The sequence below is a fragment of the Chryseobacterium oleae genome, assembly GCF_900115055.1.
In the GTDB taxonomy this organism is placed as follows: Bacteria; Bacteroidota; Bacteroidia; order Flavobacteriales; family Weeksellaceae; genus Chryseobacterium; species Chryseobacterium oleae.
Genome location: NZ_FOVD01000003.1, coordinates 439,822 through 463,544, shown reverse-complemented (window position 1 = coordinate 463,544; position 23,723 = coordinate 439,822). Strand labels below are relative to the sequence as shown.

Here is a 23,723-nt window from a genome sequence, read left to right as displayed (position 1 = left end):
TTTTATAACGATGATATTTCTCTTAAGAGTTGAAAGAAGCTTTTTAAAAGTGGAGCAGAAAGCTATGAGGGAATTTAGGATTTCCAGAAACCCATGTAAATCCATTCATAAAATGATGCCTTTATTTTAGAGCACAAGAAGACTGTGATTCATCGTAAAAGCAATCAGTTCCGCTGAAGTTTTAGTATTTGTTTTTTTTCTGAGGTTCCGTTTATGATTTTCTACCGTATGATAGGAGAGGAAAAGCTTCTCTGCAATTTCAGGGCTGTTGAACCCCTGTGCCATAAGTTTTAGAACATCTTTTTCCCGATTGGTTATCGTAGGTTTTTCCATATCTATTTTATGCAGGTCCTGATCTGTATGCCTGAAATATTGAACTTCATTATCCGTAAAATCTATGATGGAAAGCAGTGGCATGTTTTGAATAATAAAATGAGAGAGATCGTAAATAAAGACTATAGAAGCTTTTATTTCGTAATTGTGAGTTATTTGAAGAGGTGATTGCAGTAATATCCAGCGATACTCGCCATCTCGGTTGATCATTCTGCCGTAATGATTGAATATTATGTCCGTTTTTCCTTCTCTTAGAAACTGTAAACGCACATTTGCAGAAAATACAAAGGCAGCCATCAAGTACGCTCTGTCTTGCGGATGAAATAGATTCATGAAAAATTCGGTACCTGAATCGATCCAGTCTTTCTTTTTAAAAGGAGTAAACTGCTCAATATTTTCACTCGTTCTTTCTGTTTTCATTCTTGTACCATTATTAATAAACCACAAGTAGGGTCCTATCGCGAAACTTTTAGCATCATTAATACAATCCGCGAAAAAATCAAAATAATTCTTAGGCAGTTCACCCTCTTTTTTATCAAAATAATCATTGAACTGCTGTTCATCTATCGGGTTGATCTTTTTTTTCATAGCATTGTAATTAAAATGGGGTACGGTAGCTCTGATATCTTTTTTATATCGATAATTATACCAATGATTATGGTTGAAAATCAATATTATTCTACTGATATGAACTATTTTGTTGAAGGGACAGCAGGCACGAAAGGCACTAAGATTTAAAATTTCTTAATGTCCGTATAGCAGATAATACAGACGGATTTATGAACAAAATTTTAGTCAGTATTGAACCTTTTTTTGTCCTCGGCTGTTTTTATGAGAAATGGTTAGAAGTTGTAGAATTGATCTGTTTGGCGTTTTAAGGCTAAAGAATTATTATCTGGTGTTCAGATTGTAATTCATAAAGCATTTAAGATTGTGAAGTCTGAATAAAAACAAAGCATCGGTATCCCAAACAAAATATATAGAAGAAATTAAATCAAACTCTAAAAAAATAATGGAATGAATAAAAAATATACCGATGCAATGTTACATTTAAATAATTTTAATTTTGAATAGCATACTCATATACTGTATCTTCCGTAAGATATAAATGCAGTCTTAATTTGAATATTCCGAAAAAAGATTTTTTCAAAATAAAAATACGCTCATTAGTATGAAGTTTTTCTACCTGATAATCAGAAAAAAAGCATTCAAGGTCGTCTATCTTTTTTCCAATTAACTGGTCTTCCGATATAATGTTTCGGTTTTTATCATGGAAATAATATTTTTTACTTTTCATACTTAGAATATTATTTTTCAGGTTTTTTTTATTTTTTTCCAGGCTGCCAAAGTATTTCGGCTGAGTTTAAATATTGAAGCTATTGCAGTATTAGTCATCTTATTTTTTCTTTGATATTCCAGTATTTTGGAAATACTTTCATCATCATAAGACTTGTGCTCATTATTTGTTTCGTAACCATGAAATAAAATACGGTTGAGAATGATTACCTCTAATGAGGATAATTTTTTCTTTTCTAACAAATACTTGCAACGTGCCGATTTTTCAGGAAATTTTTTCGAAATCATATCTGAAAAAATTCTCACATAATCAGGTCCATCAGTTTCCATGATTTTTGTATTTATCAATATGTATTCTTATGATTTATATTTTCCAAGCCATTTGTACAAGGTGGTTTTTGGAATTCTGTATTCTGTAATCACCTGAGATTTGGTTTTTTCTCCGTTTGCTATCAAACCTAAAATGAAATCAATAATTTCTTTTGTATAAATGTTTTTTCTGAATTTGGGCAACCCCGATTCCTGTTTTATAGCAGACTGATTTTTTACAAGTGCCGGAGCATACCAGATCAGATGCTGGGTGTAAATTCTGAAAAAATCATATTCTAAAATTTTGCTCCATCTCAATAGGACTTCAGAATCAAGACTTTTTGAAGTATACATGGCATTGATCTCATCCTCTGAACAGTGAAGAAACTTACAGATACGATAAATATCAATTTCAGATTCCAAGACTCTCTGATGAATGATCTGACCTATGTGTATATTTTTAAAATCCATTAATTCTCTGTTTAAATTACTGAATATGGAAACCTGTTGTTTTCGTGATTTTTACCAGACCACAAGCCTCTAAAGGCCTGTAATCATGATAAAATATAGAAAATGTGTTTTTTAGTTTGATGGAAGATTTAAATCGGATTACTTAAATTCAAAAATGTAAGTGAGCATAGATTGGTTTTCCTTTCCGGCTCCATTTCCACCCGTAGCAATCGTGTTTGAAGTGTCTTCTTTAAAGATATTCACGCCTATTAAAAATTTTCTTCCTGCCCATTTAGCCGGAGAAGTAACAGTTACATAACAATTTTGAGCTTCGGTGTAATACGTTATATTATCACCATCTATAAATCTTCCCTGAGCATTATTTAAACTGATATTATTAGCCGAAACCGGGTTGTAAAATGCATTGCTGCTATAATTAAACGCAATACTTTCTCCGGAAACATTATATAGAACTGCTGAGTAAGTATCTCCGGTTCTCCTTCCCACATCAACTCGAAACAGATCATTGGATGCAAAATTTCCATTGGCAGGATAAGAACCATACAACTGATTGTTGGTAGGACTATATTGAGGGGGAGGAATGGAAATTATATTTGCGGTAATTCCTGGATAAATAGGTTTATAACGCCCAAAAATCATGTTCCCGAAAGGAAGATTAGGATCTTCATTCAGACACTGCCAACGAGGAGCAGCCGGTGTACCATTATTAACCTGCAAACAATTATCAGTAGTATTATAGATCATCAAACCTGTTGCCGGCTGTGAAATAGAATTCCTGTTAGCAGTAGACATGGTTCCCAATAATGTTCCTTTGTACTGATTGGAGGTGTTGGTAGGAGCTACATGTAAATTGGCAGACGGATCCGGTGTTGAAGTGTTTATTCCGACTTGTCCTTTTGATAAAACTACACCTGCTGTTATAAACAATGTAATGCTTAATTTATTCATTTTGATACAATTCATTTTATGATCTGGTTTTTAGACATACCCATTGAGAGGCAGTTGAAGTTCCCTTATTTACTTTTAGACACTTTAACAGAGTGTCATAAACGATCAGGCCCTTAGCGGGATTGGCTATAGAATTGATCTGGCTTGTTGTCATTGGGCTTAAAAGGGTTCCTTTATATTGTCCCTTTAAATCTGTAGGAGCTACTGTAAGGTTACTTGATGGATTGGGGACCGCTGAATTGATGCCAACCTGTCCGAAGACATTTGAGGTGCATACAATCACACCTATCGAAATCATTGCTTTTTTCATTCTTTTTCATTTATATCAATTACAATTCTTTAAAAGATCCGTAATTTAGTTTCGTAAAATGTTTGTGTTTTTTTTACCGAATTGTATCGGTAGTATCTTGAGGGCAAAGTTAATAGACCGGAAAATCAAAACATATAGCAGATATCTGTCATTTTTATGTTTTATGACAAGTTTGGTGTTAATGAAATGTGACTTTTAATAAGATTATTCCTATTGATTTAGTTTTTTATTGATCGTTTTATTCAATATGTAGTGAAAAAAATGCGATATTAATAAACGTGTATTTAAGGGGGATTCCAATGGGAATTAGAAATAAAAAACATTGGTGCAACAGGTAGTTTTTGTACAGGAAACACTCAGACTTGATAGGGGAGTTTGAGAAATGAAAAAGCCATCATTAACTGAGAGATGAGTATTATTTTATGAAGATAAAAGCTAATAAAAAAGATGAAACAAAATTTTGTTTCATCTTTTAATATTTAGGGTAAACTGATTTTTTTGCCTTGCTCCGGGAAAATATAATGTACCTTCAAGAGATTGTTGCTCAGTAATTCTTTTTTAATAATCTCCGGATTATCTTTTGTTGGTTTTCTGTGAGTGACCACGATATGGAGGTTTTCCAAATTTTTCTGTCCTGTTTTTCCTTTCAACCTGCTGAGCTCTTCCAGCAGAAGATTGGGCGTGAGATGACCAAACAGAAGATTTTCAGGTTGGCTGTTAGGGAAGGATACTTCAATTAATATTGTATTGAGCTGTCCTTTTTTTATAAGTGGAGCGATACGGTCCCAAAGTATATTAAGACGGTCCGACTTTTCAATCCGGTCAGCACCGGTATCTCCTAAATAGAGCAAATAATGATCATCCTTTCGGACCAGTGCAGCACTGCTTTTATAAGGATTCACATGGCTTAGCTCATAGCCCGTAAGAAAAAGCGGAGTATTTTCGACAACGATCTCGTCATCCTGTAGTTCATGATAATGGTACTTTCCGAGCATCGGTTTTTGGCCCTGATCGGCAAAATTAATCCAGGTATCTGTTATAAAATAATGATTTTGCAGAATTTGAAGCACTGGTGCTATACCGAAAATATTCTTTTTAGAGTCCGCCGGAGAATTGATAATCAGACCTGATAGATGATCCAGGTGGCCATGTGAGATAAAATACCCTTTAATCTGATCCTTTAGAACGGTTTCTTCTGTTCCGCTGAGACTTTTCAGTTCAATTGCTTTTCGTATTCCTGTATTTATGGTACCGGCATCAAGACAGAGAAAGTTGCTGTTTCCTGAAGCACCCACCAAATAAGCAGATAAGTTATCTTCCTGTTCACCACCATATATACCTAATGGAATGATATCAAAGTTTTGTGCGAGACAGGCAATATGTACAAAGATAGCGAATAAAGAAAGTGCCGTTTTTTTCATTGTATGTAAGCTAAAAATCCTTTTTACAGTTGGACAAGGCAAATTTACTATTTTTTAGCGAAGATGATTTTTTTTGGATTATCAAAAGTCTTTATTCCGGAATATTATTTAGGGGAAGCAAGCTTTTAGAAATATGATTTTACACCAAAGTAAATGTCAGATGCAAGTAGATTTAAGCCTTTTTATATCTAATCTATACTTGAAAACTACATAAAAGACAGGGGAAACAGCTGGAAAAACATCACATTTTAACTTTTCATTGAGGTATATGGGCAATTTTTACTACTAATTATATTGTATGAGTATACATTAAAAATATGTGTAAAGTTAACAAATTTAAAAACATAATTCTTTATAGATCAATGTTGTAGCTATTTATTTGTTAACAATATATTATTTATTTTTTCTGTTTTAGCTAACAATCTGATAACATCATAAATTTCATAATAAGGTCTTTCATGTTTAGTTTTGTCCGAAACACTCAAGCTTAGATTTATAATTTTTGAATTTTATGCATTGTATGAAAAATTTTATTTTACCAATGTTTATTGTAGTATCACCTTTATTGCATAATGTACGGGCTCAAGTGGGTATCAATACCTCAATCCGTGCTTCTAGTTTGGATATTAGTGTCTGCATCAAAAATATTGCTAAAGGCACTCAAACGACTACAGATATTAACACATTTTCTTTAAATACAAGCACTTTAAGTAATGAAGTATACCATAGCTCACACAGTCATTCATTCCTATACCCATCTGGATATACGATTCTAAAAACACATACAATGCTTCGGCTGAAAAATCGTAAGATTTAAAGCCGGATAGACTTAACTACCTTTAACTAAGTGACACTTTCACCTTGTTTATTATTTGTTGTCTGCTTAGTTAAAGGTTTTAGAAAAACAAATGTTCCTTATCAATATTCATGGACCATGATACAGAATTTTAAAGAAATAAAAATAGGTGCTTTCATTAAGCAAAAAGTTTCAGAGGAAAATATCGAAATGGGAAGAATTATCAATTTTATGAATACTCCCGAAGAAAGAATCCTAAAGATGTATGAATCCGATAGCTTAGACTGTGACCAATTGCTGAGGTGGAGTAAGCTTCTGGAATATGATTTTTTCAGACTCTATTCTCATCATTTGATTTTATATGCACCAGCTAGTATAGCCAAAAAGGAAAAAAAAACATCTCTTCCTCAGTTCAGAAAAAATGTATATACGGTAGAGATTATAGATTTTATGCTGGAGCTTCTGGAAACGGGAAAAAAAACAAAACTCGAGATCCAAAATGAATACCATATTCCCAAAACCACTTTATACAAATGGATCGCTAAGTATAAAAAATAAGTCTGAGTTTGCATGTTCATTATTAATTCCCTTTTTATCAGAATGAAAAATACAAATCTTGCTATGGAACTTTTAGGTTTGATCAAAAAAGAGTTGATGGCAAAGTTTGGGGATGAATTTAATTTATCCGGACAATGTGTGGGTGTATTTTATATAAAGAAATTTTTGCAGAAAAGCTTCGTTGTTATCAATTTTGAAAATAACATAGCTTACCAGCGTTCAAACCAAAAAAAGCTTATGAAAGAATTGCAAACACCTGATTACAAAAAGATATATACTGATCTGCTCAATCTCAAGTTTCCGGAAAAGAAAAATTCCTGCCAGGCAATCCTGTCTAAAGATATATTATCTGTACAGGATATTCTCAGCATCAATGGTATTATTTTTCCTGTGCGGGAGAAAGACACGGCTAGGCTCAACCAGAAGCACAAGTCTTATAATCGTGCTGATATTTTAGAAATTCTGGATTATCAGAAAAAAAACAGGCTGAATAATAAACAACTGGCTGCCTATTTCCAGATCAGCAGGAATTCGGTAACCAAATGGAAAAAGCTTTTTTTTTAATTTTTGGCAAGGCAGAGGAAGTATATTTTTTTTTCACTTTTACCCTAGGTTTTTTATCCTGCCTTGCCTTATTTGATTATCTGTTTTTATAAAAGCTATAGTTGTTGTTTGCGGTTTTATCTTAAAAGTAATCGCGATCTGTACATGTCGGGTCTGAGATGGCAAGAAGGGGAATGATTTATCATGGTCCTACATACTGAAAGGAATAAAGCTTATGAACATGTAAAGACCTCTGTCAAAAAGATGCATCGCAATTTTGAAATAGCGAAGTTCTGCCCAGCAGAAATGACGTGAGGTGTTTATCTGATTATCGATATTACAAGCATTAGGTATGGTTTGTATAATGTCAACTTTAGAAAGATTTTATTTAGTTATAAAAAATGCAATAGTTTTCTGTAATAGAATAAAGGCTATAACATACTGCCACAATATGTTGATTGTCGTATTCGGTACTGTTTTCAGGGAAAGAGGACCTTATCTCTTCTCTTTGTTACAGTTATTACTGACTTTAATTTAACACAAGATGATGATAAAAAGACACTATTTATTACTGTTTTTACTGCTTATTTGTGGTCTGTCCTGCGAATCTTCGATAAATCATGATGCAGATGTTTATTTTAGCGTAATCAGTGATGAAGTGACTAAAATAAGGGGAAAGGTGCAAAAAGTGAAGGCGCTTAAAAACAGAGAGCTTGAAAAATTCAAGCGAACCCGGGACCGGAAGTATCTGATCAGCAGTAAATATGTTGAACTGTTTTACTATTTCGACAAAGGAGAAGTTGATGGCACCGGGCAGATTCCCGTTGTTTATGATCTTCTGATTCTTAATAATAATGAATATGACTTTATCACCATTGCCTGTAATTTCAATCTGGCTTTTCAGTTTGAAACCCTCTCTCCCAGACTTTCTATGGGATTTCTGAATAAGGCTATTCAATTGGAAGAGACCCATGAAAAAAAACATGAACTGCCTCACCTTTATCATTTAAAAGGCCGGCTTTTTTACAATAAGAAAAACTATTCTCAGGCGATGCACTATTTCAAAAAGTGCCTTAATACCCTAAGTCTGCATCGTAAGGATCTGATTTTTGTTGCTTCTATGTACAATAATTTTGGATTGTGCTATGATAAAATGGGACTAGCTGACCGTGCTCTGAAAGAAGTAAGTACAGCAATAAGTATTTTAGAAAGCCAGAAAAAACTGACTACAGAGGAAGAGATTTTTCTAATGTGCTTAAAATCAAACAAAGGGCTTTATCATTATAAAAGAAAAGAATATGCCCTGGCAGGAGCTTTGCTGACAGAAGTGTACGAATTTAATAAAAACAAAAGATACTTTCACAATGAAGCTGTACAAAACCTCATGAGGCTGTTCAACCTATATCAGGATACGGAACAGATTTCAGGAATGAGGGAAGCCGTTAATTATGCGGCATCCATTGAGCCTGAAATAAAAAAGATTCCAGATAAAATTCAAATTTTCATGATCCTGCAGTCGTATTATCTTAAAATCAATGATATCAGCAAAGTATCAGGATTTTGTAAAAAACTTATGGAACTTCATAATCAGGACGAGCAGCAGAGACAGAAAAAACTCACTTACGTCTCGGACGTTTTAAATAATTTTCTGATTAAAGATCTTACCCTGAAACAAATGCATAAAATAGATAATCAGAAATTTAATAATAAAATGATTCTGGCAGGTGGATCTGTTTGTATTCTTATCTTCGCCGGGTTGGTCTATTTTAATCAGAATACGAATAAAAAAGAACGCGAAATTGCAGAGAAGGAAAAAGTAATTCTGATCAAAAATAAAAAAATTCTGGAGCACGAAGTTAAGCAGCAGGAAGAAAAGATCAGCAATATGCACCTTAATCTCAATCTGAAAATAGAAACTGAAAAAACGTTCTTAGAATACATAAAAAACATAAAGAAAGCTAAGAATGTTGATACTGAACAGACTCTGAATGATCTTTTCGTAAAAATTAATAACCTGATCCAGATCGATAGAAATAATAATGATCTGATTAATGAAAGCTCTGCTGAAAATGCACAACTGATTAAAAAGCTGTCAGCGAGATTCCCGGATCTTACGAATAATGAAATTAAATTTTGTATCTATTATAAACTGGGCTTGTCTTCCAAGGAGATCGCTATTTTGGAGAATATTACCGAAGGAAGTTCAAGGGTATACAAAACCAGAATAAAATCGAAAATGAATATCGGGAGAGAAGTAGACCTGAATCTGTTTTTGAAAGTCATGTAGAAGAAAGCTAATGTTGGGATTAATTTTTAACAGTTTTCCTAAAAATTAGGAAGCAGATTTAAAAAATAGAAGAACTGGTTTGTTGTCCTTTTTTCTTCAATCTCAGATTTCCAGAAATTATTAAAAATAAAACCCCTTCAGAATAAAACGGAAGGGGCATTTTTTATTGAACGGTATATTGTTAGATAGCCGTTGATTCTATTAGTTTCTTAAATATTGACCAATCCCTGCAGAATCGAAAGTAAAAGCAGATTGGTTCTCAGATTTGTCTAATTTTTTACTGATGGTAAGGGCCCATAAAACCAGTTCTTTGCAGAAGTTCTGGTCTTCAGTACTTAATTCGGAAGCGTTTTCCTCAACAACTTCTACCAGAGGAGTAATACTGTTGAGTTTAGCATAAAATTCTTCATCGGTATCCGTATAATTGAGTTCCAGATGGTTTTTGTTAAACCATTTGATCAAATCTGTGTATGGCGTTTTTATGCCTTCTTTTTCCAACTTGGATATGCGTGGGAACAGGGTTTCAAACTGGATCATCACCGCCTGGTCAATTAATATTTTCGCTACATAATCTGCGCCTTCCTGTTCACCTTCATACACCAGTTCAATTTTTCCGGTAATGGATGGGATAATCGACATAAAATCAAGCAGACGGATCGTTGTTTTTTCAGTATCAGATTCAATCAAACGTAATTTTGCAGCAGCCACTAAATTTTCCATAGCACTGATGGTAAGACGTGCACTCACACCGCTTTTCGCATCTACATACTCACTGTCGCGGGCCACAAAAGCCACCTCCTCCAAAAGATCTTTAGCCAGACCCGGAATCTGGATCTGTGATCGGTCTTCAGAAGAAATCAGGGCTTCCTGCTCCGTGATCTGTCTTGCAAGTGCAATGGTTTTTGGATAGTGGGTGAAAATCTGTGACCCGATTCTGTCTTTCAAAGGCGTTACAATGCTTCCTCTGTTGGTATAATCTTCAGGATTGGCTGTGAAAACAAACTGAATATCAAGCGGCATTCTCAACTGAAATCCACGAATCTGGATGTCACCTTCCTGCAGGATATTAAACAAAGAAACCTGAATTCTTGCCTGTAAATCCGGCAGCTCATTCAGAACAAATATAGAACGGTTGGCGCGCGGAATCATTCCGTAATGCAGAACGCGTTCATCTGAATATGGCAGTTTTAAAGTGGCCGCTTTGATGGGATCTATATCTCCAATTAAATCGGCAACATTCACGTCCGGAGTAGCCAGTTTTTCAAAGAAACGGTTGGAACGGTGTACCCATGAAATTGGAGTTTCATCACCATGTTCCGCAATGAGATCTCTTGCATATTTTGAAATAGGCTGAAACGGGCTGTCATTAATCTCAGATCCCTTTACGATAGGCATATACTCATCAAGAAGAGTTACCATACTTCTCGCAATTCTGGTTTTAGCCTGTCCACGCAAACCCAAAAGATTGATGTGGTGACCGGCAAGGATAGCCTTTTTCAGTTGCGGAACTACAGAATCTTCATACCCCCAAAGCCCTTCAAATACAGGTTCTTTAGCTTTAATTTTTGCAATTAAATTAGCCTGAATTTCCTGATTGATTGTTTTGTCCGTATACCCGGAATTTTTTAATTCTTTAAATGTAATATCGTTTTTCATTTTCTTTTTAAGTAATAATAATTATCAAATGGAATATAGCAGAAGTCTCAAAATCTCATATCTGATGTCTGAAATCTATATCCTCTTTATTCTGTTTTTCTCGTAATCTTCAAAAATCATTTGTCCTAATCCTGAAAGTCCTGTTAAAAAGGCTTTTCCCTTATTCTGTGCAGTGAAAGCTTCCACAAATTTACGCAGATAAGGATCCTGGGCGATCATAAAAGTAGTAATCGGAATTTTCAGTTTTCTGGCCTGCGCAGCTCTGTTGAGGCATTGGGAAACAATCATTTCATCCAGGCCGTTGCTGTTCATATAAAACTCTCCGCTGGGAAGTTGAATACAGCTTGGTTTTCCATCGGTAATCATGAAAATCTGCTTGTTGGTATTTCTTTTTCTGCGAAGAATATCCATCGCCAATTCCAGACCGGCTACCGTATTGGTGTGATAGGGACCTATTTTTAAATAGGGAAGATCTTTGATCTTGATCGGCCATGCTTCGTTTCCGAACACGATAATATCTATGGAATCTTTGGGGTATTTCCGGTTGATTAATTCCACTAAAGCCATTGCCACTTTTTTAGCAGGCGTAATCCGGTCTTCACCGTATAAAACCATGGAGTGGCTGATATCGATCATCAGCACCGTACTCATTTGGGCTTTGTGTTTGGTTTCTTCTACGATAAGATCGTCTTCTGTAAGGCGGAGATCTGAAATTCCGTTATTGATTTGTGCATTTTTTAAACTTTCGGTCATATTCACCGTAGAGAGATCGTCTCCGTACTGGAAGGAACGGTTTTCACCATCCCGCTCGTCACCCACACCGGTTTTGGTGGTCCGGTGATTTCCTGCACCGCTTTTTTTGAGCTTTCCGAAAATCTGATCCAGAGCATATTCACGTAAAGCAGCCTCCAGTTTGGCGGTCAGTATATTTTTTCCTTTCCCTGTTCCTGAATTCCCATCTTTGGAGTCATCTTCCTCTTTGATATAGCCGCGCTTTTTCAGATCCTCTTCAAAATCCTGAAGGGAATATTCATCGGTGAAAATGTCATATTCTTTATCCAGCACATCGAGCCATTCAAAGGCTTCCTCAATGTCCCCTGAAGTGTGGGTCAGCAAATCTTTGAAAACATCAAAGATCCGGTCAAAATGCGAGATCTCTTCCGGAACATGTCTGCTGAATATAAACCCTTTTCGGGCATTAAAATCTTTATTCGTCATAAAATGATGAAGCTGTTTTGCTGTTGTTTGCTTTTAAATATTTACGATAATCCTCAGAAATTAGATTCTGTAAACACTAAGAATCATTTAAATTCAACTGAAAATTATCTGCAGGTACTCTGTATTTCTTGCGTTGGTTTGAAGCATACAAGTTAGGGAAATATTAGCCTCATGAAAAATAGAAAATACTAATGACCGTGATATGAAATGAATATATATCCCGAGATATTATTTTAATCAATGACTATTGCGGATTCTTTCGGTACGCCTTAATTTCCAGAATAATCGTGGAGATGCTGTACAGATAAAATAACATATTCAAGAAACCGATAATGATTACCCAAGTATTAAACCCGTCTTTTGTATAGATACGGTAGGCCCAATAGGAGAACAGCGGGCATATCATTAAGATCGTTATAGCCACTATGAGCGACTTTCTGCTGAAAGGCTGTTGAGGAATACCCCGGTTTTGTATTGCATTGGTATAAGTGGGTAATGTGGAAAATTCATTACCCGAAATAGATTGAAAACCTGTACCGGCGGCAATCAGATCATTGGGCAGAAGAAATTTTATGTTTGCTGCCTGGTTATTTTCAATAGCGTCCATCTCGCTGGTTAAGTCCAGAAAAAATTCTTCAAGCGAGTCATAAAAAGCAGAAAACTGAGTAATATCGATTTCTAAACGGTCATCCGTTTCAAATTTAGAATGAATGAACTTTACAAAATCATTGAAGAGAGGTAGGGTTTCAGAAAAATTTTCTGTCAGAAATTCCTGGGTTCTTTTTGCATTTCTTGTGAATGTTTCCTGGTCTAAAGACAGATTGTTGGAATACTGTTTCAGATAGAGTTCGGTTTCTTCTTCCGTATGTTTTTCTGCATATTGTTCATAAGCCTTCCATTGTTGGATTTTATCGATCAGTATTTTTTTATCCAGAATAGCAATCCAAAAGAAGGGCAGGGAGTTATTTGCCTCAAAAAGTGGTAGTTCCTTTTTCGGATTTTTTAGATAGAGATAACATCTGTTTCCCATAGGTGCATTATTTTTTGTTTGATCGGATGATGGTTCTATATGCCAGTGAAGAATTTCTTCCAGATTATTTCTGTGGATTTTTTTTCTTAATTATTGTTCAGTGCCTTTTCGAGGAATTTTAAAGCTTTGGGTATAATGGTGTCTATTTTTTCTCTGTCCATTGCATCTAATGCAGTCTGGGAAATGCCCAGCTTAGTTTTTCCCATTACTCTGATTGAGGATAAAATAACTGACAGCACAAAGTAATCTTTTTCATTCGGTAATGCAGTTTTGTACGCCTCAAATGCTTTTACTCTTAAATGACTATTTTCATTTCTGAACCACATCTGCATATAAGAAGATGCGCTCCATGCTCTGCATTTTGGATGTTCATCTTCAGACAATCCTTTTTTTAAAATGCTGAGATCTTTCATTTGACCTATCCATCCTAACACAATAAATGCATTTTCCCTTAGTAAAGGATCCTGTTTTTTGACGAATTTTCTGGCATATTCCAGTGTTTTTTCTTTTTGTTTCCCTTTCGTTTTGCCCAAAATAAAAAGGATGGCAGCATGAAATTCCGGGTCTTCATTCTTTTCCAGTTTAGCAAGTAAAAACGCTGCCCCTTCTTCACCGTGTTCATCAAATCTAAACCTTAGGTTTCGTCTGAAATCATCATCCATTTCAGGGTCTCTCATCAGTTCATAGTGATATTCCATAAAAGGACTTTCCATAATCTCCCAAACAAATTCCAGATATTCGTCTTCCTGATTATTTTCAATAATATTTTTCAGCCAGCTTTTGTAATCTGATAACTGTTTCATGGTTGATTTTAGTATATGGCAAATGTATAATAGATTGCTAATCAAAACAAACAATAAGGCAAAAGATATGAAAATGATCATTTTTGGCGGTGGATGAAGCTGAGGTTATGATAAAGGCAAAGAATATAACATCAGATTCTTTTTTGGTTAAGAAGAAGTCAGATTAGGATAAGCCTGTTTTTAGGGATATTCAGAATTTTACACCAACAAAAAAGATAAAAAATGAATATTGTTTTAACAGGTTCCATCGGGAACATCGGAAAACCACTTACAGAAGAACTCGTAAAAAAAGGACATACTGTAACGGTGATCAGCAGCAATGCGGAAAGGATCGCAGCTATTGAAAATATTGGAGCAAAAGCAACTATAGGAAGTATGTTTGATACGGACTTCCTGACCGAAACATTTAAAGGAGCGGACATTGTTTACTTAATGGAAACCATGGAAGCAGCGGGAGATATGTTTGATAAAAGTATTGATTTTATCGGATCTATCAGTAAAATTGGGGAAGCGTACAAGACAGCAGTGGAACAGTCGGGTGTGAAAAAGATTGTCCATCTCAGCAGTATCGGCGCGCATACGGATCACAGTACCGGAATTATTGTTTTTCATCATCATGTGGAAAATATTCTGAAACAGCTGCCGGAGGATGTTGCTATTAAATTTATCCGTCCGGTTGGTATTTATTTCAATATGTTTTCGTTTATCACTACCATCAAAAATAAGGGCTCTATCATTTCTAATTGGGGAGGCGATCAAAAAGAACCTTGGGTTTCACCGTTGGATATTGCAGATGTGATTGCTGAAGAAATGGAAAAACCGTTTAATGGAAGGATTGTCCGTTATGTAGCGAGCGACGAAGTTTCACCGAATGAAATTGCAAAAGCTTTGGGTAAGGCAATTGGCCAACCCGATTTGGAGTGGAAGGTGATTCCGGATGAAGAATTATTTCAAAACTGGCTGAATATTGGTTTTAATGAACAGGTAGCAAGAGGTTTTGTGGAAACTCAGGCAAGCCAGGGAACCGGTATATTGTATGAAGATTATAACAAGAATAAACCTGTTTTGGGAAAAGTTAAACTGGCAGATTTTGCAAAAGAGTTTGCAGAGGCCTATTGGGTTTGAGAGTTTGAGAGTTGGAGAGTTTTAGAGTTGGAGAGTTTTAGAGTGAAGGTTAAATGTAGGACAAATATCTCTGGCGGCTGAGGTTCTCGAAGCCGCCATTCACCTGCAAAGTAAAATTCACCATTGACATTTCTAACATCAGCCTCAACTTTAACCTAAAAGTCTCATATCTGAAATCTAGCGTCTGAAATCTAAAAATCTCAAATCTAATTGTAACTTTATCCATATGAAACAGCGCACGACAAAAAGAATAAAAACCATCACAGAGTTTCATCGTTCCAGAGGACTGGAACCGCCTGAACATCCGATGATCAGCGTTGTTGACTATAATGCTGTGAAGAGACCTTCTGATATTGGAGAGGTCAACTGGATGCTGGATTTCTATATGATCTCTCTTAAAATTGGAATCAATGGCCAGTTGAAATACGGCCAGCAGGCATATGATTTTGATGAAGGAACGATGTTTTTCATTGCTCCCAATCAGGTCTTTAGAATTGAGGCTGATGCAGATTCTCAGACCGAAAAATCGGGTTGGATGTTATTGATCCATCCTGATTTTTTATGGAATACATCAATTGCCAAAACGATAAAACACTATGATTTCTTTGGGTATTCGGTGAATGAAACCTTATTTCTTTCCAGTAAAGAAGAAAAAATCATCAATGGAATTATAGAAAATATTCAGCAGGAATACCACGCTAATATTGATAAATTCAGTCAAAATATTATTATTTCACACATTGAAACCCTGCTCAACTATTCGGAAAGATTTTACGAACGGCAGTTTATCACAAGAAAAATCACCCACCATAAAACCCTTGACCGTTTGGAAGATATTCTGAGTGATTATTTTGATAACAATGATTTGGCTCCAAAGGGATTACCTACCGTACAGTTTGTCGCAAACGAGCTGAATATATCTTCCAATTATCTGAGTAGGCTCCTTAAAACACTTACAGGACAAAGCACGCAGCAGATAATTCACGATAAATTAATTCAAAAGGCTAAAGAAAAACTTTCGGTAACAGATCTGTCTGTCAGTGAAATAGCTTATGAGCTGGGTTTTGAACATCCGCAGTCTTTTACCAAGCTGTTTAAAAGCAAAACGAATCTTTCGCCTGTGGAATTCAGGAGTTCTTTTAATTAATTACGAAATAATTTCTCAATTTTCTTACACTCATAAATCATTGATTCAGTCAGTGATTTTTTATTTCAAGGCTGCCATTCCAGTAGTTTAGTGATATCTGAAGCAATAAAAACCATTTTTTCATGACCTGTAAAAATGGTCAATTTTCTTTTTTGATCAGAGTCTTAAAAATAAAATAACACAAAAGGGTGATTTTTATGTGGTATTGTTTTCTTTAACTTTATGATACTAAGATTCTTTATAATAAGAACTCGGTTGAAATTCTCATTCAGAAATTTGTTTAATTATAAAATCTGAATTTTCAGACTTAATTTTAATAAAACTAATAGACCATGGAAAAAATTTTTGATTATCTCGAAGGTCTTGTGAATACCGTCAAAGACAACGGACTTTTTATATTCCTCGCGGTGCTTTTTCCTATTCTGCTTTATAAATTTGGAGCAGGACAGGAAATTGTTTTGGATCTTACATCCAGAGAAATGTTGAGCAGTAAAAATTTTTATGTTATTGCTTCCTTCCTTTTCCTGGGATTGAGTATCTGGTGTATACCTACCATTTCTATCCATATATTCAGACAGGTGAACAGGCTGCCGTCTGATAAAGTTTTGGTGATACTGGACAGACTTCTGGACTTGTACAATGCAAAGCCCAAGTCTGATAGAGTGAGAAAGATACTTCAGGTTCCTGTTCGCTACGTTGCTGTACTTCCCTGGATTATTTTTATCATTTCTCTTACAAATATTTATTATGGGAAGAAAGTTATGGTGATAACCATTTTGGCACTTATTCTTATTATTAAGCTTCTGGATTATTACAGTAAGGTTTTAATAAAATCTTTTGACACCACTTTTCTTCAGCTTAAAAGGTTTTGGGAAATTATCTGTCTTTTGATTATACTGGCCGTTGAATATGTGATTCTGCAGTGTGGTGTCAGTGGGTATTATACTTCGCTTATTGTATTTGCCAATATAACGGGAGTTTTGCTTTCGTATACTTTTTTTCTTGTCAAAGAAAATTCAGAGGATTTTCCGGATGGTGATCCGCGTAAAATGGAAATGATTCATGATAAAACCTTATACATGCATGGTTTATTGCTGTTAATTTCCGGAGGAGTGATGATCTTTTACTTTATAAAACAGATAAACGGCACGCTCAGTAATGTTTCGCCCATCACAATCGGGACGATGGTTATGAGTTTTTATATCCTTATTATTGAGCTGTTTATAACCTCCCAGATTCTGCTTTCTAATCTAATGATCAAAGGTTTTGCTGATAACCGCTTCAGATTCCGGGTGTACAGGGGAGTTGTTGTTTCTTTTGCAGTAGGATGGATTGTTTTACTTTTCAGCAGCACCAATCCTCATATCATCACTCAGACTCCCGTAAAAGATCAGAGCGAATACTTTGTCCGTGAAACCCTTTACAGCCACTTTGCAGAATGGTATGAAAAACGTAATCATGATCCGAGGACAGGTGATCTGGAAGTATTTCTGGTTTCAGGTCAGGGAGGTGGTTCCAGGGCAGCCTATTGGTTTATGTCCAATATGTTTGAACTGGACAATAATAATGGTAAGGATTTCTATAAAAATCTCTACTCTGTATCCACTGTGTCAGGATCAAGTTCCGGAGCCATGATGTTTTTGGCCTCCAAAGCACATTATACACTTTCACCTACGGCTAAACGGGAGGTTGTAAAGAATATTTATACAAGAAACTACTTAAGCGGTGCTTTATACGGATTGCTCATTGGAGACTTTATTGAAACCATTGCGGGAGCTTTTGGAATGCCGGTGCGCGACAGAAATTATTATTTTCAGATGGAAGAGCAAAATGCTTTTGTGGATGCTCATAAAAAAGCTGGAGCATGGTCTGCAAAAGATTCCGTAGAACAATTTTTTTCAAGAGACTATATGTATTATTACAACAGAAAAAAAAGTAAATACAATATGCCCCTGCTGTTTCTTAATTCAGCTATTGTTGAAAATGGGAAAAAAGTAGTTTTCAGTCCTGTACAGCTTAACACACCTATAGATACCGTAAGCGACGGTCAGAAAAATGATTATGCTCTTTTCACCCTTTATGAAGATGCCTACGGAATTTACCGTAAATGTGACTGGTCCGTAAATAAAGAGATTCCGATGTCTGCATGTGTAAATGCTAGCCAGTCATTTCCCCTAATTAATGCCTATAGTTTCATTCATGGAGTAGGACGTTTGACAGACGGTGGTTTCTTCGAAAATTCAGGAACTTCTACGACCCAGGAAATCTATACGGCACTTAAAAAATATGTTAAAGAAAAGAATCTTCGCGTAAAATTTACCATGATCAACATATTAAATACAAAAACAGATAGCGATCTTGCTGTAAATTATTCAAGAGCATCCATACTCAATACAGTAACTGCAATGGCAAAGAATCCCTTTACCGGGCATGAGGTTCTCGCGGTAAAACAGCTTCAGAAACAGGTGGTTCTTATGAGTAATGATGGAAAGGACCGGATCATAACACTGATTCCAACAGGAAAGTACAATCTCACCAGGATTCTCAGTGAAAAATCAGTAGCTAAGATGCGTACTGAACTGGACACTAACATAAAGAAAAGCAGATATATATTCCAGCTTCAGGATACGATGAGGGACAAACAGCTGCTTAAAGGCTTTGCAACACAATAGAACAGGAATGGCTGCAGATCATGAATTGAGATGAATATTTTCACTAAAAAGGTCATCTAATATTGAAAAAAAATAGCCTGCTGATAATAAGCAGGCTATTTTTATATGGTGTTAATTCATCCAATGCCATTATTTAACAGGAATAAAATCCGGCAGATATGCTTTCTCATTCCTCATCGTCTGAACATAGTCTTTGGAATATATTTTCAAACGAATATCTGTAACATCTACCATTCTTGAATTTTTATTTCCTGACGGATCATAGGACAGAATTTCTTCTTTCTTTTCATCTGTTGCGGACAACACGTAATAAAAATTTTTATCCTCCCAGCAGCTTACTTTCTCTGATGACTGATCTTCAATATTCACACGGGTGCAATTTTTTTTCAGGAAACTCAGGATATTGGCAACATCATTTTTGTTTTTTGAGGTTTTGGTAGCCACTAAATAAACGAATTCCCCTTTGTTGTTCTCTGTCATGCCTAAAGATGGAAATGCCACTTTATTTAAGATAGCCAGCGTATCTTTTTCTTCATCGTATGCAACCGTGCTGTATGCATATCCAAAATATTTGACGGGTTTTTCTTTCCTCGACATCCAGTCGTTGGTAGATTCCACATAAAATTCAGAGGGTAATCTTCCGTTGGATGGGTAAAAAGCCAGCGTATCTTTAGCAAACATGGCAGTTTCCAGAGCTTTTTTTGCAGCTTTCTTATCCATCTTTTTGACATCAGAAGATAAAAGGTCATCTGTTTTTTTCAGCTTTGGTTCATAAAATTGGGCAACCTTGAAACTTTTGTCCAGCTTATCAATCAATACAACTTTAGAATCCTGAGACTGGCAGGCGTAGAAGAGATTCAGAAGAATCACCGTGGAAAATATTTTTTTTATCATACCATCCAAATATAAAGAATAAAGTGCTTAGAATGGTCATTAACGGAATTTGAATTGGTGAAATGATATAAATCCGCGGCCTGCATGGAACATGCAGGCCGCGGACCGTCTAAACTTCATTATTGTAAAACCCCTATGAGTTTTGGCTGTTCAGTAAATCGAGTAATTTTTGAGCTACAGCGATAGATGATCCCGGATTCTGCCCGGTAAGTAAATGACCATCCTTAACCACATAGCTTTGCCAGTCTTCTGTTTTACTGTAAATTCCGCCCAGTTTTTTCAGTTCATCTTCTACAAGATAAGGAACGATTTCAGTAAGTTGTACAGCTTCTTCCTCACTGTTGGCAAATCCTGTTACCTGTTTTCCCTGTACCAATGGAGTACCATCTTCATTTTTCACGAATCTTAATACACCCGGAGCATGACAAACCGCGGCTACAGGCTTACCTTTTCTGTAAAATGCTTCAATCAGAGCAATTGAATTTTTATCATTGGTCAGATCCCAAAGCGGTCCATGGCCTCCCGGATAAAAAACAGCGTCATAATCTTCTTCTTTCACCTCACTCAATTTAAGGGTGTTAGATAATCTTTCTTGTAACGCTTCATCTGCATCAAAACGTCTGGTTTCATCTGTCTGGAAATCAGGAAGCTCACTTTTAGGGTCTAGCGGAGGTCTGCCACCCAGAGGAGAAGCAAGGGTAACTTCTACACCTGCATCAGTGAGTGAGTAATAAGGAGCCGCAAATTCTTCTGACCAAAAACCTGTTTTAAGACCGGTATCACCCAGTTGATCGTGCGATGTAAGTACGAAAAGTACTTTGAAATCTGTTGTTTTCATTATATTGAATTTTAAAAATTATCTTATTGTGGTTTGTAAAGACAAAACTTGTCTGGAACATTCATTAAACGAACGGCTGCTTTAAAATCAACCATGATCATGCCAGTATAAAAACAGGCTTTAAACCAAATGATCCGGATAGAATGATAGAATTCCATTTCTATGTCTTTAAATAACACTACGAATTTGGAGTAAATAAAGAAGATTTTAGTGTGATCTATGTCACTTTAAGAAAAAGACTGTTGTTTATGTGATGCAGATCACATGGTCAGGAATGAAGGACCTGGTTTTTCTTTAAAAAAATAGATTTATTGATTGGTAAGGAATACTATTTTCATCCATAAAAGTTCAGAAAATATTTTTTTTTAGATTCTTTAAAATCGTTTATCTATAGTACTTTAAAAGCTTTATGTGTGTTTTTTATTTCATAATACAATTATCGTTTTTATTTTCATGCGAACCTGTTGTTTTCTTTGCTTTTTTGTACTGAACTGGATGTAGTGTTTTGATGCATGGCATAATTAATTTCTGGGTTTATATCACACATTTGCTGTAAAAAAAAGACAAAAATTACTTTAACTTTGCTGGTTGAAAGATATATACGTATTACTGGAATTTTTGGCGTAAATTATATCGATTAAAACTAATGCCTAACAGACTTAAGTCATCAGAAAATTAATTTAGCTGATAAATAGATATGAAAAATAAATTCTTAAATTTTAAATTGAGGAAGATTGTTCATTACTCACTGATCATATGTATTTTATTGATACAGGTCATTATAGCCATATTTTTTTATAATGAATTTGTTAATGAAAAGAAACTGAAGTTCATTAAAGATCAGCTGGAGGAAAGCAGAGCTTTAGGTGGGCTTACCGATGATTCCAGAAAGGATTTCATGGATGCCCAAAACCATTTGCAGAACTACATGGTCAGTCAGGATGATAAAGACCTTAAATTGTACTTTGAATCCCTTAAAAAACTTAAAACCAATTTTGATAAAATAGGGGAGTACGAAACCATACATCCAAGATTGAAAAACAATCTGGCACTGCAGAAAAAAGATACCCTGGAAGTAAAAAGACTGAAGGTATTGATAGACTCTGCCTACGAATCATCCCTGAATCCACCGGCGAAAGTGGAGGATAAGCCCTATGAACTGCAGAAGTATAAAAACAACTTTGATGATCTGAAGATAGAGACCCATACCTATGCTGACACCATTAAAAAGAAAGGTTTTATGGGCCGTCTGAAAGATGCCATATCCGGGAAAGTAGAGGTTCAGAAGGAAAGTACGGTGATCACGATGACCAATAAAAAAACGGTAGATCTTTCCAACGTAAAATCCGAAATGGATAATGCCATCAGGTCTATGGATAAGCATTATTCGGAAGAGGTGAGAAGGGTTCAGCAGTCGGCGGTTAAAAGTCAGCGGGACAATGCCCATTTTTATAGTAATTTCAGCAAACTCTTAGTCTACAGTAATGGCTTGATTAATGTCTATGAAAAGGCCATTAAAGACTTTAAATCAGAACTGGAAAAAGAGTACAACCAGCAGAGTTCGGATAATAACAGAATCAGAAAATACCTGGTCCTGGGATTAATGGTCCTGATGTTTATCGTATCCATCCTGATCATGTATTTTACCAGAATGGCTTTCATCTACGAATTAAGACTTAATGCCGCCAACAAGGAGATTCAAAAGAGTCTAACCTTTAAAAACAGAATTCTGGGAATGCTCAGTCATGAGCTGATGTCGCCATTGAAAATCATTAATATTTTTATTGATAAGATCAACAGAACGACTAAGGATGAGACGACGAAGGACTATCTGAAATCAATAAAGTTCACTAATAGTACATTATTGATCCAGTCGAATCAGATCCTGGAATACACTAAAAATCAGGAAGCTCAAAAACAGCTGAATAAAACCGTCTTTAACCTTAAAGATGAAATTCATTCTATTACAACAGCGATTACACCTTACATTGAAACAAGGAATAACAAATTTCTGGTAACCGACAGAATCCCTGAAAATGTTGTGGTAAGCTCAGATAATATTAAAATGAACCAGATCTTTATGAACATTCTGGGCAATGCCAATAAATTCACAGAAAACGGACAGATCGATCTTTCCATGGCTACCGAAATGAAAGGTGCCCATATCATTACGCTGACAACAACGGTCGCGGATACAGGCGTAGGAATATCAGAATCTGATCTGGAGAAGATTTTTGAACCGTACTATCAGGGGATGATATCAGATGAAATTAATAATTTTGGAGCCGGCCTCGGACTAAGTTTATGTAAAGAAATTATCGAACTTTTCGACGGAGAGATCGCGGTTTCAAGTAAATTACACAAAGGAACAAAAGTAACATTCAGTATCAATTTAAATATGAATAATAATGGAGGAGCCAATTGAAGATAGAGAGATTGTATTCCTTTTAGCGGATGATCACAGCATTGTACGTCAGGGAATGGCAATTCTTATAGACGAAATCGTTCCGAATGCCAGAGTCTATCAAACCTCGTCTCTGCTGCAGATCGTAGAACTGATAGAATCAAAAGGCGTGGAAATAGCCGTCATTGATGCCCATTTTCCGGATGGGAACAGTCTGCACATCCTGTCTCAGATGAAAGCAGCGAATCCAAACATTAAAATTCTGGTGTTTACAGGCCTTGAAGAAGATCTGCACGTCCTTAAATTTATTAAAGCCGGAGCCAACGGATATGTAAGCAAATTAAGCGAAGAGGAAGAGATAAGACAGGCAATCTCCGACATAGTACAGAAAGGCGAGTACTTTTCTGCTCTTTCCCGGAACTTGATGGTACAGTTTGTTCACAATCCGGATCTGATCAATCCTTTGAGCCGTTTAACGAACAGAGAACTGCAGATCGCAGAAATGTATGCGGAAGGAAACGGGAATCTGGAAATTGCCAATCATTTGAATATCAAGCAGAATACAGTGAGCACGATCAAGAAAAATATATTTGAGAAATTAAAAATAGAAAATCTTGTTGAGCTGATCGATCTGGTGAAAACACACCATAAAATCTAGGATTTC

21 protein-coding genes are annotated in these 23,723 nt (G+C 35.7%); 8 read left to right on the top strand and 13 right to left on the bottom strand.

Annotated features, from left to right (window positions below; translation table 11 throughout):
- Positions 1–126: 126 nt before the first annotated feature.
- From BM143_RS12755 to BM143_RS12725, 7 genes are all read right to left on the bottom strand, one after another.
- Positions 127–921: a LuxR C-terminal-related transcriptional regulator gene (locus BM143_RS12755; protein ID WP_090024823.1), complete on the bottom strand. Its 795-nt coding sequence runs from the start codon at positions 919–921 to the stop codon at positions 127–129.
- A 472-nt stretch (positions 922–1,393) separates the two neighbouring features.
- Positions 1,394–1,630: a hypothetical protein gene (locus BM143_RS12750; protein ID WP_090024822.1), complete on the bottom strand. Its 237-nt coding sequence runs from the start codon at positions 1,628–1,630 to the stop codon at positions 1,394–1,396.
- Between the two features lie 17 nt (positions 1,631–1,647).
- A complete protein-coding gene (locus BM143_RS12745; protein ID WP_090024821.1) occupies positions 1,648–1,959 on the bottom strand; it encodes a hypothetical protein in 312 nt (103 codons plus the stop codon).
- Positions 1,960–1,986: 27 nt separating this feature from the next.
- The gene (locus BM143_RS12740) at positions 1,987–2,409 is read right to left on the bottom strand and encodes a transposase (RefSeq protein WP_090024820.1); all 423 of its coding nucleotides are present in this window, start codon (positions 2,407–2,409) and stop codon (positions 1,987–1,989) included.
- Positions 2,410–2,547: 138 nt separating this feature from the next.
- Complete coding sequence (locus tag BM143_RS12735; RefSeq protein WP_139222035.1) at positions 2,548–3,372, bottom strand: hypothetical protein; 825 nt, start codon at positions 3,370–3,372, stop codon at positions 2,548–2,550.
- 1 nt (position 3,373) lies between these two features.
- Positions 3,374–3,667, bottom strand: a complete 294-nt coding sequence (locus BM143_RS12730; protein WP_090024818.1) for a hypothetical protein — start codon at positions 3,665–3,667, stop codon at positions 3,374–3,376.
- Between the two features lie 479 nt (positions 3,668–4,146).
- Positions 4,147–5,088: an MBL fold metallo-hydrolase gene (locus tag BM143_RS12725; RefSeq protein ID WP_090024817.1), complete on the bottom strand. Its 942-nt coding sequence runs from the start codon at positions 5,086–5,088 to the stop codon at positions 4,147–4,149.
- Positions 5,089–6,022: 934 nt separating this feature from the next.
- On the opposite strand from BM143_RS12725, the gene BM143_RS12720 reads away from it, so the two are divergent.
- From BM143_RS12720 to BM143_RS12710, 3 genes are all read left to right on the top strand, one after another.
- Positions 6,023–6,442, top strand: coding sequence for a transposase (locus BM143_RS12720; RefSeq protein WP_090024816.1), 420 nt, complete (start codon positions 6,023–6,025; stop codon positions 6,440–6,442).
- A 42-nt stretch (positions 6,443–6,484) separates the two neighbouring features.
- Complete coding sequence (locus BM143_RS24260) at positions 6,485–7,006, top strand: hypothetical protein (protein ID WP_317041319.1); 522 nt, start codon at positions 6,485–6,487, stop codon at positions 7,004–7,006.
- Positions 7,007–7,529: 523 nt separating this feature from the next.
- Positions 7,530–9,272, top strand: coding sequence for a tetratricopeptide repeat protein (locus tag BM143_RS12710; RefSeq protein WP_090024815.1), 1,743 nt, complete (start codon positions 7,530–7,532; stop codon positions 9,270–9,272).
- Between the two features lie 201 nt (positions 9,273–9,473).
- Here BM143_RS12710 and BM143_RS12705 read toward each other — a convergent pair whose 3' ends face one another.
- From BM143_RS12705 to BM143_RS12690, 4 genes are all read right to left on the bottom strand, one after another.
- A complete protein-coding gene (locus tag BM143_RS12705; protein ID WP_090024814.1) occupies positions 9,474–10,928 on the bottom strand; it encodes a sigma 54-interacting transcriptional regulator in 1,455 nt (484 codons plus the stop codon).
- Positions 10,929–11,003: 75 nt separating this feature from the next.
- Positions 11,004–12,146, bottom strand: coding sequence for a vWA domain-containing protein (locus tag BM143_RS12700; protein WP_090024813.1), 1,143 nt, complete (start codon positions 12,144–12,146; stop codon positions 11,004–11,006).
- A gap of 244 nt (positions 12,147–12,390) precedes the next feature.
- Complete coding sequence (locus tag BM143_RS12695; RefSeq protein WP_090024812.1) at positions 12,391–13,176, bottom strand: hypothetical protein; 786 nt, start codon at positions 13,174–13,176, stop codon at positions 12,391–12,393.
- 86 nt (positions 13,177–13,262) lie between these two features.
- On the bottom strand, positions 13,263–13,979 hold the full coding sequence (locus tag BM143_RS12690) for a HEAT repeat domain-containing protein (RefSeq protein WP_167375283.1): 717 nt from the start codon (positions 13,977–13,979) through the stop codon (positions 13,263–13,265).
- A 222-nt stretch (positions 13,980–14,201) separates the two neighbouring features.
- On the opposite strand from BM143_RS12690, the gene BM143_RS12685 reads away from it, so the two are divergent.
- From BM143_RS12685 to BM143_RS12675, 3 genes are all read left to right on the top strand, one after another.
- Entirely contained in the window at positions 14,202–15,104 is a 903-nt protein-coding gene (locus BM143_RS12685) for an SDR family oxidoreductase (protein WP_090024810.1), read from the top strand.
- A 226-nt stretch (positions 15,105–15,330) separates the two neighbouring features.
- On the top strand, positions 15,331–16,251 hold the full coding sequence (locus BM143_RS12680; RefSeq protein WP_090024809.1) for an AraC family transcriptional regulator: 921 nt from the start codon (positions 15,331–15,333) through the stop codon (positions 16,249–16,251).
- Between the two features lie 332 nt (positions 16,252–16,583).
- Complete coding sequence (locus BM143_RS12675; RefSeq protein ID WP_090024808.1) at positions 16,584–18,923, top strand: hypothetical protein; 2,340 nt, start codon at positions 16,584–16,586, stop codon at positions 18,921–18,923.
- A 129-nt stretch (positions 18,924–19,052) separates the two neighbouring features.
- Here BM143_RS12675 and BM143_RS12670 read toward each other — a convergent pair whose 3' ends face one another.
- On the bottom strand, positions 19,053–19,817 hold the full coding sequence (locus tag BM143_RS12670; protein ID WP_090024807.1) for a hypothetical protein: 765 nt from the start codon (positions 19,815–19,817) through the stop codon (positions 19,053–19,055).
- 133 nt (positions 19,818–19,950) lie between these two features.
- Positions 19,951–20,655, bottom strand: coding sequence for a type 1 glutamine amidotransferase domain-containing protein (locus BM143_RS12665; protein WP_090024806.1), 705 nt, complete (start codon positions 20,653–20,655; stop codon positions 19,951–19,953).
- A 697-nt stretch (positions 20,656–21,352) separates the two neighbouring features.
- Here BM143_RS12665 and BM143_RS12660 point away from each other — a divergent pair.
- Both BM143_RS12660 and BM143_RS12655 read left to right on the top strand, forming a co-directional pair.
- Complete coding sequence (locus tag BM143_RS12660; protein WP_090024805.1) at positions 21,353–23,080, top strand: sensor histidine kinase; 1,728 nt, start codon at positions 21,353–21,355, stop codon at positions 23,078–23,080.
- Positions 23,064–23,717, top strand: coding sequence for a response regulator transcription factor (locus BM143_RS12655; RefSeq protein WP_185116545.1), 654 nt, complete (start codon positions 23,064–23,066; stop codon positions 23,715–23,717). The genes BM143_RS12660 and BM143_RS12655 overlap by 17 nt, the downstream gene beginning before the upstream one ends.
- Positions 23,718–23,723: the final 6 nt, after the last annotated feature.